Source organism: Flavobacterium sp. (genome assembly GCF_044377315.1).
Taxonomy (GTDB): Bacteria; Bacteroidota; Bacteroidia; order Flavobacteriales; family Flavobacteriaceae; genus Flavobacterium.
Genome location: NZ_JBILJG010000003.1, coordinates 54,205 through 71,943 on the forward strand (window position 1 = coordinate 54,205; position 17,739 = coordinate 71,943).

Genomic DNA, 17,739 nt, shown 5'->3' on the forward strand with positions numbered 1-17,739 from the left:
TTGCTCAATTATTTAGTTATTTTCATTTTAAATATACACCCAAATCCGCATGAAATTTTTTAAATCTTTTTGTTTTCTATTTCTTTTTTCAGTTTCTATATCATTATGCCAAGAAAAAAACAATTTGAAAAAGTTAGATTATGATCAATTGAGAAATATTTATAATAATTCCCAAAGAGTGTCTGAAAAAGAAAAAATTGCCACAATATATTTAAGTAGAGCAAAAAATGAAAAAAATAATATAAGAATTGCAAAAGGTTATTATTTAAAAGCATTATTAAATTTTAAAACTGATAAAATAAAAGCATTAAAACTTTTGGATAGTTCAATACTATATTCAAAAAATGACCGTAAAGACACGCTTTATCCCATGGCACCTTACTGTGACAAAGCCATCATTTTAACAGAACAACATAGATATAAAGATGCTATTACAAATTATAAGCTAGCCGAAAAAGCCGCTCTTACTAACAACATAGATTTTTATTATATCATTAGAGGAAATATTGCTATAACTAAATCAGAGAACCTTGGAGAAGTTGAAGAAGCCTTAGTTTTATATAAAGAATGTTATAATTATTATAAAAATAAAAGTACTCGAAGTAAGAAATATTTATTAGATTATCATTACTCAATTTTTGGTTTAGCAGATGTTTATAAATCTCTTAAGCAAGTTGATTCTTGTGCATTTTACAATAAATTGGGATATATAGAAACTAAAGCTACAAAGAATGAAAATTTTCATTACATGTTTATTCTTAATGAAGGTGCTAATCAAATACTAAAGAAAAACTACAAAGCCGCAATTGATAGTATTAATAAAGCTTTACCTAAATTAGAATCATTAAAAAACACTGAGAATATTTTCGCTTCTTTTTTCTATTATGGAAAAGCTTATGAAGGATTAAATAAAAATGAATTAGCAGTAATTAATTATAAGAAAGTTGATTCAATTTATGAATTAAACAACGAAATAATGACTCCAGAATTTACGAGTGGGTATAGATTTTTAATAAAGTATTACAAACAAAAAAACGATAATAAGAACCAATTAAAGTACCTATCAAAATATATGGAAATTGATAGCGTATTACAAAACAACTACAAGGAGCTAAACAATTTACTAAAAAAAGAATATGATTTTCCTTATTTACAAAGAGATAAGGAAGCACTAATCAACTCATTAAAAAATAAAAACAATTATTTTATTTGGGGTGTTGTTGGTTTAATAGTATTGATTTTGATTTTGATTTTGTACCAGCAAAGTATGAAAAAAATATACCATCTCCGTTTTGAAGAAATTATTAAAGAGGCTGAAATTAATAAAAATAGTGAAACCGTTACGATTGAGAAAAACTTTGTAGAGAGTAAGAACGCTACAATTTCAAAAGAAATAATTGATCAAATAATTCAAAAGCTAAAATTATTTGAAAAAGAAAAAGGCTATATAAATTCAAAAATATCAATAAACTCTTTAGCCGATGAGTTTGAAACAAATAGTAAATATTTATCAAAAATTGTAAATGAATATAAAGAAAAATCGTTTGTTACTTATATAAACGATTTAAGAATTGACTACATAATTTTAGTATTGAAAGAAGATAAAAAAATGCGTAAATATAACTTGCAAGCTATCGCAATTGAATGTGGGTTTAATTCGGCAGAATCTTTTTCAACTGCTTTTTTTAAGAAAACAGGAATTAAACCTAGTTTTTTTATAAAAGAATTAGATAAAAATAGTAATTGATAATCAATGTTTTATAGCGATTAAAACACGAAATTCCCGAATTTCTATATACACTTATATTTTTTTATATTGTAAAAGTAAAATATTTCTACATTTGGATAGTTTTAAATCTAAAATTATTTTAACTAAAAACTAAAAATTATGAAAACAAAAAAAGAAAGCAAATTTACATTAGAAAAATTTGAAGTAGCTAAATTGAAAAAATCATCAATGAATAAAATCATTGGAGGTGCGAATGAAGACCCTATAGGTGGTCAAGACGCAACTAAAGTAGCTTCTAAAGGAGGAAATGGTTAATACAAATTTAAAGTTCCCTAAAAGTTTAATTACATAATTATACTTTTAGGGAACATTTTTTTTAAATAGTTTAAAAATGAAAAAACTATATCTTTTAATTATACTTTTTATACTTATATGTTGTAAAACTCATAAAGTAATTAATCAAGATCAGCCTGCGTTAGTATCAAAATCTCCAACGAAACAATGGTATTTTAATGATTTTTCAACTGACAATATCCCAGGGATATCATATAACGAATGGTTAAAAAACAATCACAATAAAATAAAATGTAAAGATATAATTGTTGCTACCATAGATTGTCAAATAGATATATACCATGAAGATTTACAAGGTCAATTATGGACAAATCTGAAAGAAATTCCAAATAATAGAATTGATGATGATAAAAACGGTTATATTGATGATGTTAACGGATGGAATTTTCTTGGTACCAAAAGTGGCAATTATATAGTTTGGGAAAATTATGAATACGTAAGATGTGTTCGAGAGTGGAAACCACACTTCCAAGAAAAAAAACAAAGTGAAATAGAACACAAAGACCTGAATAGATATGAAGAGTACCAAAGAGCGTTAAAAATGTTAGAGAGTGAAAGAGCAGTTCATGAAAATTGGTTAAATTCATTAGTATATGCTGAAACTTTTTTTCCTAAGTCAAAAGACACCCTCAAACACTTTTTCCCAAAAGAGGATTATTCATATGAACAACTAGACAGTTTGTATAAAATTTATAAAATAAACGATAAAATATTTAGACAAAGACGATTAGACAAAGACCAAGATCTTGGAGCTCTAATTGATTTCATGAGAGTGCGATTTGAGTTAGATGAAAAAACAGTTGAAGAAGTAATTGAAAAGAAAATCCAAGTTGACTCACTTTACAACAAATGCTTTAACATAGATTATAATGAAAGAGTTTATATAGGAGATGATCCCTTAAAATTCGACAATGGGTATGGAACAAATAACGTATGTGCCAACATTAAAGGAATTAGAAAATATCAAGGTCATAACACAAAAGTATCAAGTATAATTGCTGCCAAAAGAGATAATAAAAAAGGAATTGATGGTTTTTCAAATAATATAAAAATAATGCCATTAACTGCTTCAGCTTCAGGAGATGAGCACGATAAGGACATTGCGTTAGCAATAAGATATGCAGTAGATAATGGAGCAAAAGTAATTAACATGTCTTTTTCCAAAGATTTTTCTCTAAATAAAGAGTGGGTTTTTGACGCTATAAAATATGCAGAAAAAAACAATGTTTTAATTGTGCATTGCGCTGGTAATGATGGCTTTGATATTGATGTAAACCCAAAATATCCAAATGACAGTGATCACCAAAACCCAAAAGAGATTAGCAATAATTTTATTTGTGTTGGTTCAATTACCAATAAAGTAGGTGCTTCTTTAGTCTCAGATTTTTCAAACTATGGAAAACAAAATGTTGATTTGTTCGCACCAGGAAGTGATATTTATACAGCTATACCTGAAAACCAATATGAAACAGGATCAGGAACATCTTTCTCAGCACCAATGGTTTCAGGTACGGCTGCATTAATTTGGTCATATTATCCAAATTTATCGGTTCAAGAAGTAAAGCAAATTATATTAAATTCAGGTAGCGAATATGATATTGAGGTATTAGTCCCAAATGGTGAAGGTAAAAAAGTTCCTTTTAAAGAATTATCTAAATCAGGCAGAGTTTTAAATGTGTATAATGCTATGAAAATGGCGAAAGAAATGAGTAAGAAAAAAAAGTAAGCATATATAAAGATAAGCCTTAAAATAATATAACTCTATGAAATCTTTTTACAAAACAATACCATTTTTACTTTTAATAGTTAGTTGCAGTATGTATAAAAGCAACGTTACTAATTTGCAAAAACAAGACAATAAAGCATGGTATAAAAAAGATTATATACAAGATGGTATTCCTGGCATATCTCTAAACAAATGGGAGTTAGACAATAAGGGTAAGAAAAACAATAACAATCTAATTGTTGCTGTGATAGATACCCAATTAGATACAAATCATGAAGATTTACAGGGTCAATTATGGACAAATCCAAAGGAGATTCCAAATAACAATGTAGATGATGATAAAAACGGTTATATAGATGACATTAATGGCTGGAATTATCTAACAACAAAAAGTAACAATTATACTGTTTGGTATAATTTTGAAAGTGTTAGAATCATAAGAAAATATAGAGGAAAATTTGAGGGTAAAAAAATAGAAGAAATAAATAAAGAAGATCATAATAATTTCAAAGAATACCTAAGAGCTGTTGATAGATATGAAGCCGATCGAAATTATCATAAAAATTGGTTAGAAGTTTTAAATTATAGCGCTAATTTATTTCCAAAAGTAAAAGACACATTAAAATACTTTTTCCCAAAAGAAGATTACACTTATCAACAATTAGACAGTTTATATACAAAATATAAAACTAATGATAAAACCTTTAGACAAAGAAGACTCGACAATGATAAAGACCTAGGGGCATTGATTGATTTTATGAAATTACAAATAGACTATGATCAAGGTAGTCTAGAAAAGATTATCGAAAACAGAGAACAAGTAGACTCCCTTTATAACAAAAGTTACAATATCAATTTTGACCACAGAAACTTCATAGGAGACGACCCAAATAAGTTAGAAAACAATTATGGAAGTAATAAGCTAAATCTAACCATAAAAGGGATTAGAAAATATAACACACATAATACTGAAGTATCAGGAATTATTGCCGCTAATCCAGATAACTCCACAGGTATAAGGGGGTTTTCCAAAAACATAAAAATAATGCCTTTGGTAACCTCCTGTTCTGGAGATGAAGAAGACAAAGACATTGCACTAGCCATAAGATATGCCGTAGATAATGGAGCAAAAGTAATCAACATGTCTTTTTACAAAGAATTTTCTTTGCACTTAGATTGGGTTCTTGAAGCCATAAAATACGCTGAAAAAAATAATGTGTTAGTTGTGGGTATTGCAGGAAATGATAGCCTCGACATTGACAGTAACCCAAAATATCCTAATGATAGTGATTATCAAAACCCAAGAGAAGTTAGTGATAATTTTATTAATGTGGGTTCAATAACCAATAAAGTTGACAGCACTATGGTTTCAAGTTTTTCAAATTACGGAAAACAAAATGTGGATTTATTTGCACCAGGAAGTGATGTTTACACCACTATTCCTGATAATCGATATCAGACAGATTCTGGTACTTCACTAGCGGCTCCTATGGTTTCTGGTACAGCCGCATTAATTTGGCTGTATTACCCAAATTTATCGGTTCAAGAAGTAAAGCAAATTATTTTGAATTCTGGCAGCGAATATGATATTGAAGTGTTGGTGCCAAATGGTGATGGAAAAAAAGTTCCTTTTAAAGAATTATCAAAATCAGGGAGAGTTTTAAATGTTTATAATGCTATGAAAATGGCGAAAGAAATGAATACGAAAAAATGAGAAAAATAATTATAGCATTTTTGCTAGTTTTAAGTCAATTAGCCTTAGCTCAAAAACCACCATTAGCTCCATCAATACCATCTATAGACGAATATCATGGCGTTAAGATAACTGATGAATATCGTAATTTAGAAAACCTAAATGATTCGACCAATATAAATTGGTTAAAAAAACAAGCTGAATACACCAGTCAAACTCTAAAGAGCAAATTCAATACTAGTTTTCATGACAGACTTATTGAAATGGATAAAAGAAATAAGTTTTACCACCATACTATTAGGGTAACTAAACATGACCGTTACTTTTACCTAAAAATGAAAACGGGAGATGACTATGAGAAACTTTATTATCGTGATGGCTTTATAGGCGAAGAAATACTAATATTTGATCCGATAACGTATAAAAATAGCACTACTACAAAGTATGTAATTAGCTATTATAAACCTTCTAATGATGGCGATAAAGTAGCTATAGCATTGACCGAAGGAGGAAAAGAAATTGCAGACATCTTAATATATGATATAGAACAAAAAAAATGTCTCCCAGAAATTATAACCCATACATGGCCTAGTGACCTTGGAGGAATCCAATGGTTAAAAGATGATTCTGGTTTTATTTATATTCACATCCCTGTAATAGATCATACATCCGATGACTTTATAAAAAATACCCAATCAGTTCTATACAAACTAGGAACAAATCCCGATACAATGGTAGATGTATTTTCAAGAAAAAACGATCCCGAAATAAAAATCAATCGTGAAGATTTTCCAATTGTTGCTTTTTCTTCGGAATATGATGACTATATTTTTTCTTATCTGGGAGGAGTCTCAAGATATAATAATTACTATTACTCTGAAATAGATCAAAGCTACACCGAAAAAATAAAATGGAAATTACTAATACCCAAAGAAGAGAGAGTAAGTCTTTTTCAAGTTAGTAATGATGAACTAATATACCTGTCAGAAGAAAACAATCTAACAAAACTTTGTAAAACACCCATAAAAGCTCCAGATTTCAAATCACCTCAAATCTTATGTGACGATTTAAAAAATGAAGTAATTGTTTCTTTTACCATAACAAAAGACGGGGTCTATTTTACAACCCAAAAAAATGGAGTTGAAAGTCAATTGTATTTATATAGTAACGGAAGCTACCGAAAAATAACACTTCCAGTAGTTGCTGGAAACATTACAATGAATACTTCCGATTTAAAAAAATCAGATATTTGGATTACATGCTCGGGTTGGACTCTGTCTAATAAAAGATATAAATATGATATAGATACAAACAATTTTAGCCTCGAAGAATTTGCAGAATCAGCACAATACCCTGAAATAGAAAATGTTGTAATAGAAGAAATTGAAATCAAAACACATGACGGCAAAGACCTTCCACTAACCCTAATGTATAAAAAGGGACTAAAGAAAAATAAAAAGAATAAGGTAATAATGGATGGCTATGGAAGTTATGGGATATCCAACGACCCTTATTTTTCCAGATCTTCTTTGTTATGGGTTTTAGACGGAGGAATGATTGTAAGAACTCATGTTAGAGGAGGAGGCGAAAAAGGGGATGCTTGGCACAAGGATGGTTTTAAGGAAACAAAACCCAATACTTGGAAAGATATGATAACAAGCGCAGAATATCTTATCAAAGAAAAATATACCGCACCTAACTACATCGGGATAAGAGGGGTAAGTGCAGGAGGTATATTAATAGGAAGAGCAATTACAGAACGCCCAGACCTATTCAAGGCTGCTTTAATCGAAGTCGGAATGTTAAATGCAATGAGAAGTGAAAACACACCTAATGGACCAAATAATGTAAAAGAGTTTGGAACAGTAGAAAAAGAAAATGAGTTTAAAGCACTACTTGAGATGGATGCCTACCACCATATAAAAAAAGGAGTCCACTATCCCGCAACAATGATAACCGCAGGACTAAACGATCCAAGAGTAATTGCATGGGAGCCAGCGAAGTTTGCGGCAAAGTTACAAGCCTACAATGGGAGTAATAATCCAATTTTTTTGAATGTAGATATGAATGGTGGTCATGGAGGAGATACTACTTATGAAAACATATACAAAAACGCTACTGAAAAGTTTTCTTTTTTTTACTGGCAATTAGGCAATCATAAAACCCAGTCTAAAAAAAAATAAGGTAGTTTAAATAATGCAACATACTGTAAAACCATTTAAAAACTATGTTTTAAGAACACCCTCATTTCCAATATCAAATTATAAGGATTTAGTAAGTAACTATTCATTTGATAAGTTACTGCAATTTTATAATAACAATTTCATCAAAGAAGCACTTACTATTGCATCACCTGATTTAATGGAAGCGATTGAGAGATATAAAAAAGACCCGTCATTATTCTCTACTGAAAAGCTAGAAGCATTAGAAATAACACTACTTAAATATTTAGCCAGAATAACTTCAAGATGTACTCCATTTGGTCTTTTTGCAGGATGTTCTGTTGGAAAAATTGACAATCAAACCAACATTGTCATCAGTGCAAAAGAAAAGCACAAAAGATCCACAAAGTTCGATATGTCATTTTGGTCAGAGTTTATCCAAAAAATAAACAAAAGAGAGGATGTTATACCCTATTTAGTTTATTCCCCAAACAATTCTTTATATGTTATTGCAGATTTTTACAGGTATATAGAATACGAAATGGTTGATAATAATAGAGAATATAAAATTAACTCTATCCGAAAATCAAGTTATTTAGATAAACTATTGTTAAAAGCCCAAAAAGGTCTTACAATAACAGAATTAATAGATGTTCTTACACAAGACCATTCTGAAAAAGATGAAGCAAAAGAGTTTATTTTAGAACTAATTGAATCTCAAATTCTAATAAGTAATCTTGAAACTACCATTACGGGCAGTGATGAACTGGCTACTTTTTTAAAAATTAGTAAAACAATTCCAACTTTAAAAAATGAATACAGTTCTTTATTAAAAATTAAAGAAAAATTGCAACTAATTGACGAACATCTCATTCCAAATAAAACCAACTACAAAGAAATTAGAAAAGTAGTTGATAAACTAAAAGTTAATTATCAGGAAAAGCATCTCTTTCAAACAGATATGAATTGCAGTGATCTTGCTAATGTAATGGACAAGAAAATCATTAGTAAAACTCAACAAGCAATCAATTTTCTCAATGGAATAACTGAGTATGAAACTTCTGTTTCAATAACTAACTTTAGTAAAACATTTCAGAAAAGATATGAAGATAGAGAAATTCCATTAACGCTGGCTTTAGATACAGAACTAGGAATAGGCTATTTGAGTGACGACATGAAAGATTCTCATCCTATTCTCGATCAATTTTCTTTTAATGGGAAAACGAGCAGTTTGACTCAAGAAAAATGGACTAAAAAAGAGTACATTCTTCAGAAGAAATTGCTTGAATCAATTCATAATGATTCTCATATACTACTAGATGAAAGTGATTTTCCTGATTTCAAATCAAACTGGGTTAATACTCCTGCTACCTTTTCTGTTATGATTGAATTACTAAAAAATGACGATAATGAGCAAATAGTAATAGATTCTGCTGGAGGAATGAGCGCTGCTAAATTATTGGGTAGGTTTTGCAATTCAAACAAGTCTATTTATGATTTAACAACTGAAATCATAAATAGAGAAAATGAATTCTATGATGATAAAATTTTAGCCGAAGTCGTTCATATTCCCCAAGCTAGAACAGGCAATATTCTAAGAAGACCTATTTTAAGAAAATATGAAATACCTTATCTAACTAAATCAAATGTTCCAAGTAAAAATCAAATTGCTATTACAGACTTACTGATTAGTATAAAAGACAACGGTATTGTTTTACGTTCTAAAAGATTGAATAAAGAAGTAATTCCATGTTTATCAAATGCCCACAATTATGGTAAAAACACATTACCGATTTATCATTTTCTTTGTGATTTACAATCACAAAATAAAAAACCAATTTATAGTTTCAATTGGGGAACGTTAGAAACGCATTACAACTTTTTCCCAAGAGTATATTATAAAGATGTGATTATTTCTAAAGCTAAATGGAGTATTAGTAGTGAAGAAATTAAAGTATTTTACTCATTAAAAGAACATGAGCTATCTCATGCTTTTTCAATATGGAAAACACAAAAAAGAATTCCAAGATATGTAAACTGGGTGCAATCTGACAACTTATTATTGTTAGATTTAGAAGTTGAAATTGGTATTAAATTATTTCTTAAGTCTGTAAAAAATAGCAACCAAATAATTTTAGAAGAGTTTCTTTTTTCTAATGATACCGTTGTTAAAAATACGCTTGGAGAAAATTTCACCAATCAAATAATACTATCATTTTTCAACGAAAAGGCATAAATAATGATTAAGAGAAGTTTTTGTTTGGGCAGTGAATGGTTGTATTACAAAATATACACAGGAGTTAAAACAGCCGATGTTATTTTAACCGAAAAATTATATCCTATTATTAGTTTACTTCAAGAAAATAAAACGATAACAAAATGGTTTTTTATAAGATACAATGATCCCGATGACCACATTAGAATAAGATTTAATTGTGACTCAATCGAAAAAGTAGAAATTGTAATTCGTGCATTATATCCAATTTTTGATGAACTAATTCAGCAAGATTTAGTTTGGAAACTACAAACTGACACCTATCAAAGAGAAATAGAACGATATGGAACTAGCACCATTGAAGCATCTGAATCCATGTTTCACTTTGATAGTGAAATGATAATTCAATATAGTACTATAAAACCCTATCTTGAAGATGAAAAAACGCAATTGCTTTTTAGTTTTTTGGCAATTGATAGTTTATTGAATTCTTTTTCTCTACATGTGTCTGAAAAGTTAGAAATGATGAATAATTTGCAAGAATCTTTTAAGAATGAATTTGAAGCTAGTAAGCAATTAAGAAAAGAGTTTGATAAAAACTATAGAGAATTAGGTAAAGATATAGAACTTTTTCTATCTCATGAGAGACAAAAGGAATATGAGGAAATCTATTCTATTGCACTAGGAAAAAAAAGTAAAATAGAAGATATAAAATCTATAATAATTAATAATTTACAAATCTCAAAATACTCTTTTTTAAGCAGCCATATCCACATGATGCTCAACCGTCAATACACATCTAGGCAGAGAACTTATGAATGCTTAATTTATGATCATTTGTTTAGATATTATAAAAAATTAACATATTTTCAAGAAGTAACATAATCTAACATTAGTGATAAACTTTAATAAATTTCTAAAATAACTAAAAATACTACTTTGCAAAACTTCTCGTTAAGAATAGTTAGTAATCTTTAATTCTTAGCATTATGGTAACAATTTCAGAAGTAGGTCATGCAAAAAACATTGCAAAGGCAGTATCCCATAAAGTTAAAATTAGCAATGGCAGTTATAATATTAGGAACTTCGTTTATATTGCTAGCGACTTCATTTATACTTTTAGCGTCTGTGATTTATATTTTAGTTACTGCAAAAGTAAATCTCCAATAAGCTTTTATGTTTTTTGTAACTTCAAATACTACTCGATATTCACTAGTAAGACATTTGCGATAACATAGAAGTTTTATAAAACAAAAAAGGATATTTGAAAAATCAAACATCCTTTTTTTATCTAGTCTTTAGAAATATTATCCTAAAGCAGCTCTTCTAAAACCAGTAACTACAAGACTTTTATCTAAAGATTGTACGTATTGAGCAACACTCAATTTACCATCTTTAATATAATCTTGGTTTACTAATGTATTGTCTTTGAAGAAACGTTGTAATTTTCCTTTAGCGATACTATCAAGCATTGCTTCTGGTTTTCCTTCTTGACGTAATAAATCTTTAGCTATTTCAATTTCTTTAGCAACAGTTTCAGAATCAACACCTTCTTCGTTTAATGCGATTGGAGACATTGCTGCCGCTTGCATTGCTACGTTTCTGGCTACCTCATCACCACCTGCTACATTAGCAGAAAGCGAAACTAAAGTTGCGATTTTGTTACCAGCGTGGATGTAAGAACCAACAAAAGTTCCTTCTAATCTTTCAAAAGAACCGATTTCGATTTTTTCTCCAATTACACCTGTTTGCTCAATTAATTTTTCAGCAACAGTAATTCCTTTGAAATCAGCTGCTAAGAAAGATTCCTTATCTTTAAAGTTCAAAGCAAGATTAGCTAAATCTGTAGCTAATTTTACAAACCCTTCATTTTTACCTACGAAGTCAGTTTCACAGTTAAGAGAAACTACAACACCTTCGGTTTTTGCATCATTCACAACAGCGATAACAGCACCTTCAGTAGATTCTCTATCAGATCTGTTAGCGGCTACTTTTTGCCCTTTTTTACGAAGGTTTTCGATTGCTAAATCAAAATCTCCATCAGCTTCAACAAGTGCTTTTTTGCAGTCCATCATTCCTGCACCTGTAGCTGTTCTTAATTTATTTACGTCTGCAGCAGTAATTGTTGCCATATTGTTTTATATTAAATGTTTTAATTTTTTGTAAAAAAAGAAATTCCAATTTACAAATCCCAAATTCCAATTTTACTAAATCATCAAATTATTGACAACTTTTTGGAATTTGGAATTTATAGTTTGGAATTTACTATGTTTTTATTCTTCAGTTTTAGTTTCTTCAGTAACTTCAGCTTCAGTAGTTTTTGCCTCAGCAACCACTTCTGCAACTTCCGTTTCTTCGCTAACTTCAGCAACTTCTTCTGGAGCTGCATCAGAGTTTCTGTTTGCAAGACCATCAATAACAGCAGCTGTTACTAAAGATAAAATTTTATCAATTGATTTAGAAGCATCATCATTTGCAGGAATTACATAATCAACCTCACGTGGGTCAGAGTTTGTATCAACCATTGCAAAAACTGGAATGTTTAATTTTTGAGCTTCTTTAATAGCAATGTGTTCTGCTTTAATATCTACTACGAATAAAGCAGCAGGAAGACGTGACATATCAGCGATAGAACCTAAGTTTTTCTCTAATTTAGCACGAAGACGATCTACTTGTAAACGTTCTTTTTTAGATAAAGTCATGAAAGTACCATCTTTCTTCATTTTATCAATAGAAGACATTTTTTTAACCGCTTTTCTGATAGTAACAAAGTTAGTTAACATTCCACCAGGCCATCTTTCAGTGATGTATGGCATGTTAGCTGCTTTTGCTTTTTCAGCAACGATATCTTTAGCTTGTTTTTTGGTAGCAACGAATAATATTTTTCTACCAGATGCAGCAATTTTTTTCATAGCTTCGTTAGCTTCTTCAATTTTTGCTGCAGTTTTATATAGATTGATAATGTGAATACCATTACGTTCCATATAAATATAAGGAGCCATGTTTGGATCCCATTTTCTAGTCATGTGTCCGAAATGAACACCTGCTTCTAGTAATTCTTTTACTTCTACTTTGTTTGACATTTTTTTCTTAGTTTACGTTCTGTTGAATTAGCAATGCTTTTTAGACTTTAAGATGTTAACTTTAAGACTTTAGACGCATTTAGATGCTAAACTAATTTTCGCCGCGGCGAACAACAATAACATTGTTTTTAAATATGATTTTATAGTAATCCTTCGCAACAAGCTCAGGAAAAGAAATATTAACGTTTAGAGAATTGGAATCTCTTACGAGCTTTTTTCTGACCGAATTTTTTACGTTCAACCATTCTTGGGTCTCTTGTTAACAAACCTTCTGGTTTAAGTATAGCTCTGTTTCCTTCGCCTACTTCACACATTACTCTTGCTAATGCCATACGTACCGCTTCAGCTTGACCAGTTGAACCACCACCATAAACATTTACTTTTACATCATAGTTGGTTACATTTTCAGTCATTGTCATTGGCTGTAACACTTTATATTGTAAAGTTGCTGTTGGGAAATATGTTGCGAATGGTTTTTTATTTACAACGATTACTCCAGTACCTTCAGACACATATACACGTGCAACTGCGGTTTTTCTTCTACCTATTTTGTGAATAACTCCCATTACTTAAGATCATTAAGGTTAACTGTTCTAGGTTTTTGAGCTCCTTGTTTGTGCTCAGAACCTACAACAACATTTAAATTTCTGAAAAGTTCAGCTCCTAATTTGTTTTTAGGCAACATTCCTTTTACTGCTTTTTCTACTAAAGCTGCTGGGTTTTTTGATTGCAAAACTTTAGCAGTTAAAGTTCTTTGTCCTCCTGGATACCCTGTATGACGCATGTAAATTTTGTCATCCATTTTAGTACCTGTAAGGTTGATTTTTTCTGAATTGATAACAATTACGTTATCTCCACAATCTACGTGTGGTGTGTAACTTGGCTTGTACTTACCTCTCAAAATCATAGCGACTTTGGAAGCCAAACGGCCCAAGTTGTGTCCGTCAGCGTCTACCACAATCCATTCTTTGGATACGGTTGCTTTGCTTGCTGATACTGTTTTGTAGCTTAATGCGTTCACAATAAATTATTTTTAATTAAACATTCCATCCCATAATAGGGGTTGCAAAAGTACAAATTATATTTATAAATCCAAATAGCTGGAAAAGATTATTTTACAAGTCTTTTTTTATCGATTTTTTTGAGTGAAAATTGAATCGTAAAAGCAACTAACAATTTAAAAAAAAGACCATCAAAAATGACAGCCTTTCTATTGAAGAATAAAATTTTAGGGTTTATTGAAAGTCACTATCTTGAACACCTTCATTGATTTTTATATCAGTTGTGGCAAATTCAAGTTCTTGACCTTGCATATCCATTTTTATGGTGTAAGGAAATTTTAAACCTTTAATATCTATATAATTATCGTAAAAAATAACTTGCGTGTTTTTTTGTCCATTTACTTCGCTTTCCATTTTGGCGCAAACTCTATAACCTGATTTTACATCATAATATAAGGTAGTTCTTTCTACTTGAACTGCGTAAGCATCATTTCCGTTAATAGATTCGACTGCTACAAGTTTTGCATTTGGGTTTTTCATTAAATTTAATTCAAAAAACGGATGCGCTTGACTTTGCATTTCTTTTAAGTCTTGTCCTTCGATTGGTTTTTTCTGACCTTGAACCGTCATGTAACCTTCTTTTTCGCTTATAACTTGTTTCATAAAGGTCATTCCCATTCCTTTCAGTTCGGTTGAAAATTTATTAGATGAAGTTGCTTTAGTAATCATTTCTAGTTCGGTTCCTTGAATACTTCCTTTGGCTAATGTGAAAACCGTTTTTACTTTGGCAATTGCTTTTTCGCCACCAACAGCTTTTATATAATTTTCAAAAATCATTTTAGGCGTTACACCTTCTGGAATTGGTTTTGACACAACCGGTTTTTCGACTGGATTTCCGTATTTATCAAAAAAGAACATCGGAATTTTCAAACTTTCAAGACCAATAAGCGTTTCAGATGCTTTACCAGTAATTACAACGCGTAAATTATCGGCTTGAATATATTTGTTTGCTACTCGCAATACATCTTCAGCCGAAACAGCATTGATGTTTTTTATATAATTTTCATAGAAATCGGCTGGCAAACCTTCTTTTTGAATATTCAATGCATATTGAGCGATAGTTTGCGGTTTTTCTATTTGCATTACAAATTTTCCAACGTAACCTGCTTTTACATTTTTCAAATTTTCGGCATCGACCAATTCAGTTCTAATTCGTTTGATTTCTTTCAAAAATTCAACTACTGCGCTATCCGTTACAGCATTTCTTACTTGAGAATTCGCTTTGAATTTGACCGCGCTATATTTATTTGCACCAATACCTGAACGCGCACCATAAGTCCAGCCATGTGCTTCACGCAGATTCATATTAAGGTAACTATTAAAATCGCCACCTAAAACCTGATTCATTACAATAACTGGAAAATAATCGGCGTCTGATAATTTCAAATTGGTAGTATTTACAACCGAAATTTCAGATTGCACCGCATTTGGCATATCCACAAAATTGATTTGAGTGAATTGTACATTCTTAGGATCAGAATAGGTTAATTTTGGTGCGGTTGCTTTTGGCCATGAACTGAATAAATTTTCAACTAAAGTTTTAATTTCTTTGAATTTTACATCACCAATAATAACCAAATAAGCATTTTCTGGAACGAAATACGAATTGTAGTTAAGCTTGACGTCTTCTAAAGTTACATTTTTGATGGTTTGTTCAGAAATATATTCACCATTAGGATGATTTAGACCAAATGCCAACAGATTTTCTACTCTACTAGCAACAGCAGCAACACTTTTCTCTTCTGTTTTTAGACCTTCAATCAGTTTTTCTTTTTCTTTATCAAGTTCTTCTTGTGTAAAATTTGGACTCAAAGAACCCTCTGCCATCAACTCTAAAATTCGTTTAGCGTATTTAGACAATCCACTTGCCGATGCTCCAGAAGAATAAAAACTAATTTCGGCACCCAAAAAATCAATTTCTTCGTTGAATTTGTCTTTTGGTGTTTTCAATGTTCCGTTACCAACAAGCGAACTGGTTAGGTTATCAACTCCTTTTTTAGTTCCTTCGGCATACGGTGTGTTATCGATAGAAAGGCTAAAGGAAACTCTTGGCAATTTATGATTTTCGACAACCATAACAGTTAAGCCATTTTGTAACTTAAAGGTTTCTGGTTTGTTAATATTGATTTTTGGAGCTGGTCCTGGTATTGGCTGGGTTCTATCTTGTGCTTGCATAATAAGTGTAAAAAACAAGCTTGTAACTATAATTACTGCTTTTTTCATGATGTTATATTTCTAGTTTTTAGCTTTTTCTTTTGTTGGAACGTAATTTAGTATCAATCTCTGATTTGGATTAAGGTACTTTTTGGCAACCTCACGAATTTCTTCACGGGTTATAGAACGATACATTTCTATTTCGGTATTAATAAGATTTACATCGCCATACAATAAATAATAGGTAGCTAAATTTCCGGCAACACCTTCAATTGAAGCATTATTATTAACGTAGTTGTTTTCGTTTTTGTTTTGCAATTTTTGAAAATCGGTTTCCGAAATCAAATCGGTTTGCAGTTTTACTATTTCTTCATCTATCTCGCGAACCAAATCATTTGCCGTATTTTCACCTTGAGGTAAACCATATAAAATGTACATTCCGTAATCTTCTAAACTATAATTGAATGCCCCAATTTGAAGTGCCATTTTCTTATCATCTACAATTTTTTTATACAATTTAGAACTTTTACCATCACTTAAATACGTTGAAATCACATCTAAAACTCTAGCTTCACGAGTTTTCATTGATGGCGTTCTGTAGGAAGCCACGACCATTTCTTTTTGAATATTTGGATCTTCGTAACTAGCCGTTATTGTTTTGGTAATCGGTTGCTCAACAAATGTTTTCTTGGTCAACTTTTCACCTCTTGGAATTGGTCCAAAATATTTTTTAACCCAAGCTTTCGTTTGAGCGATGTCAATTTGTCCTGCTACCACTAAAACTGCATTATTTGGACTATAGAATTTTTTGTTAAAAGCTTGAAACTCTTCTAAAGTTGCCGCATCTAAGTGAGCCATTTCACCAATAGTAGTCCAACGATACGGATGATTTACGAACATGTTTTTCTTAACTTCCGCAATCAAACTACCATAAGGTTGATTGTCAACACGAAGGCGTTTTTCTTCTTTTACAACTTCATTTTGAGTATCCACTCCTATTTGGTTGATTACTGGATGCATCAATCGTTCGGATTCCATCCAAAGACCTAATTCAAGATTATTTGAAGGAAAAACTTCGTAGTAATACGTTCTATCGTCAGAAGTATTAGCATTGTTTGTTCCGCCGTTAGAAGTTACAATTTTGAACCATTCACCACGTTTTATATTGGCGGTTCCTTCAAAAAGTAGGTGTTCGAAAAAGTGAGCAAAGCCTGTTCTTTCAGGATTTTCATCTTTAGAACCTACATGATACATTACCGAAGTTATGACTACTGGAGCAGAACTATCATTGTGTAAAATAACATGCAAACCATTTTCTAAATCATATTCTTCAAAAACTACTTTTTGAGCTGTCATTGTTCCTCCTGTCATAAGCATTGTACTTAAAGCCATTATTATTTTATTCATATGTAGAAATTATTTGTTTTTCGGTCATATGGAATCGCTATTTTTAATATGTGTTTGAAAGCAAACGAGTATTTAAGGCGATTTCATACTATTATATTAATGTTTAGTAATAACAACATTGGTGTTTATATAAATTGTTTTGTTACATCAAAAAT

General features: G+C 30.6%; 13 protein-coding genes. 7 read left to right on the top strand and 6 right to left on the bottom strand.

Translation table 11 applies throughout. The annotated features are described in order from the left end of the window. Nucleotides 1-124 precede the first annotated feature (124 nt). The 7 genes from ACIQ66_RS01585 to ACIQ66_RS01615 all read left to right on the top strand — a co-directional run bounded on the left by ACIQ66_RS01585 (nucleotide 125) and on the right by ACIQ66_RS01615 (nucleotide 10,764). Nucleotides 125-1,747, top strand: coding sequence for a helix-turn-helix domain-containing protein (locus ACIQ66_RS01585; protein WP_396211063.1), 1,623 nt, complete (start codon nucleotides 125-127; stop codon nucleotides 1,745-1,747). Nucleotides 1,748-1,888: 141 nt separating this feature from the next. Continuing rightward, the gene (locus tag ACIQ66_RS01590) at nucleotides 1,889-2,044 is read left to right on the top strand and encodes a hypothetical protein (RefSeq protein ID WP_396211064.1); all 156 of its coding nucleotides are present in this window, start codon (nucleotides 1,889-1,891) and stop codon (nucleotides 2,042-2,044) included. Between the two features lie 76 nt (nucleotides 2,045-2,120). Then, on the top strand, nucleotides 2,121-3,809 hold the full coding sequence (locus ACIQ66_RS01595; RefSeq protein ID WP_396211065.1) for a S8 family peptidase: 1,689 nt from the start codon (nucleotides 2,121-2,123) through the stop codon (nucleotides 3,807-3,809). A 91-nt stretch (nucleotides 3,810-3,900) separates the two neighbouring features. Further along, nucleotides 3,901-5,523 carry a S8 family serine peptidase gene (locus ACIQ66_RS01600; RefSeq protein ID WP_396211066.1) on the top strand — a complete coding sequence of 541 codons (1,623 nt, stop codon included), beginning with the start codon at nucleotides 3,901-3,903 and terminating at the stop codon, nucleotides 5,521-5,523. Then, nucleotides 5,520-7,685: a prolyl oligopeptidase family serine peptidase gene (locus ACIQ66_RS01605; protein ID WP_396211067.1), complete on the top strand. Its 2,166-nt coding sequence runs from the start codon at nucleotides 5,520-5,522 to the stop codon at nucleotides 7,683-7,685. The genes ACIQ66_RS01600 and ACIQ66_RS01605 overlap by 4 nt, the downstream gene beginning before the upstream one ends. 13 nt (nucleotides 7,686-7,698) lie before the next feature. Then, the gene (locus ACIQ66_RS01610; protein ID WP_396211068.1) at nucleotides 7,699-9,900 is read left to right on the top strand and encodes a lantibiotic dehydratase family protein; all 2,202 of its coding nucleotides are present in this window, start codon (nucleotides 7,699-7,701) and stop codon (nucleotides 9,898-9,900) included. 3 nt (nucleotides 9,901-9,903) lie between these two features. Beyond that, nucleotides 9,904-10,764, top strand: a complete 861-nt coding sequence (locus tag ACIQ66_RS01615; protein WP_396211069.1) for a thiopeptide-type bacteriocin biosynthesis protein — start codon at nucleotides 9,904-9,906, stop codon at nucleotides 10,762-10,764. A gap of 422 nt (nucleotides 10,765-11,186) precedes the next feature. Here the strand turns inward: ACIQ66_RS01615 and tsf are convergent, their stop codons facing one another. The 6 genes from tsf to ACIQ66_RS01645 all read right to left on the bottom strand — a co-directional run bounded on the left by tsf (nucleotide 11,187) and on the right by ACIQ66_RS01645 (nucleotide 17,584). Next, the gene (gene tsf / locus ACIQ66_RS01620) at nucleotides 11,187-12,011 is read right to left on the bottom strand and encodes a translation elongation factor Ts (RefSeq protein ID WP_396211070.1); all 825 of its coding nucleotides are present in this window, start codon (nucleotides 12,009-12,011) and stop codon (nucleotides 11,187-11,189) included. A 141-nt stretch (nucleotides 12,012-12,152) separates the two neighbouring features. Then, the gene (rpsB, locus tag ACIQ66_RS01625) at nucleotides 12,153-12,962 is read right to left on the bottom strand and encodes a 30S ribosomal protein S2 (protein WP_396211071.1); all 810 of its coding nucleotides are present in this window, start codon (nucleotides 12,960-12,962) and stop codon (nucleotides 12,153-12,155) included. Between the two features lie 179 nt (nucleotides 12,963-13,141). Then, on the bottom strand, nucleotides 13,142-13,528 hold the full coding sequence (gene rpsI, locus ACIQ66_RS01630) for a 30S ribosomal protein S9 (protein WP_298178303.1): 387 nt from the start codon (nucleotides 13,526-13,528) through the stop codon (nucleotides 13,142-13,144). Next, entirely contained in the window at nucleotides 13,528-13,983 is a 456-nt protein-coding gene (gene rplM, locus ACIQ66_RS01635) for a 50S ribosomal protein L13 (RefSeq protein ID WP_298178302.1), read from the bottom strand. Before rplM ends, rpsI begins: the two co-directional genes overlap by 1 nt. Before the next feature lie 214 nt (nucleotides 13,984-14,197). After that, complete coding sequence (locus ACIQ66_RS01640; RefSeq protein WP_396211072.1) at nucleotides 14,198-16,246, bottom strand: M16 family metallopeptidase; 2,049 nt, start codon at nucleotides 16,244-16,246, stop codon at nucleotides 14,198-14,200. Nucleotides 16,247-16,258: 12 nt separating this feature from the next. Then, the gene (locus ACIQ66_RS01645; protein WP_396211073.1) at nucleotides 16,259-17,584 is read right to left on the bottom strand and encodes a M16 family metallopeptidase; all 1,326 of its coding nucleotides are present in this window, start codon (nucleotides 17,582-17,584) and stop codon (nucleotides 16,259-16,261) included. Between the last annotated feature and the right edge of the window lie 155 nt (nucleotides 17,585-17,739).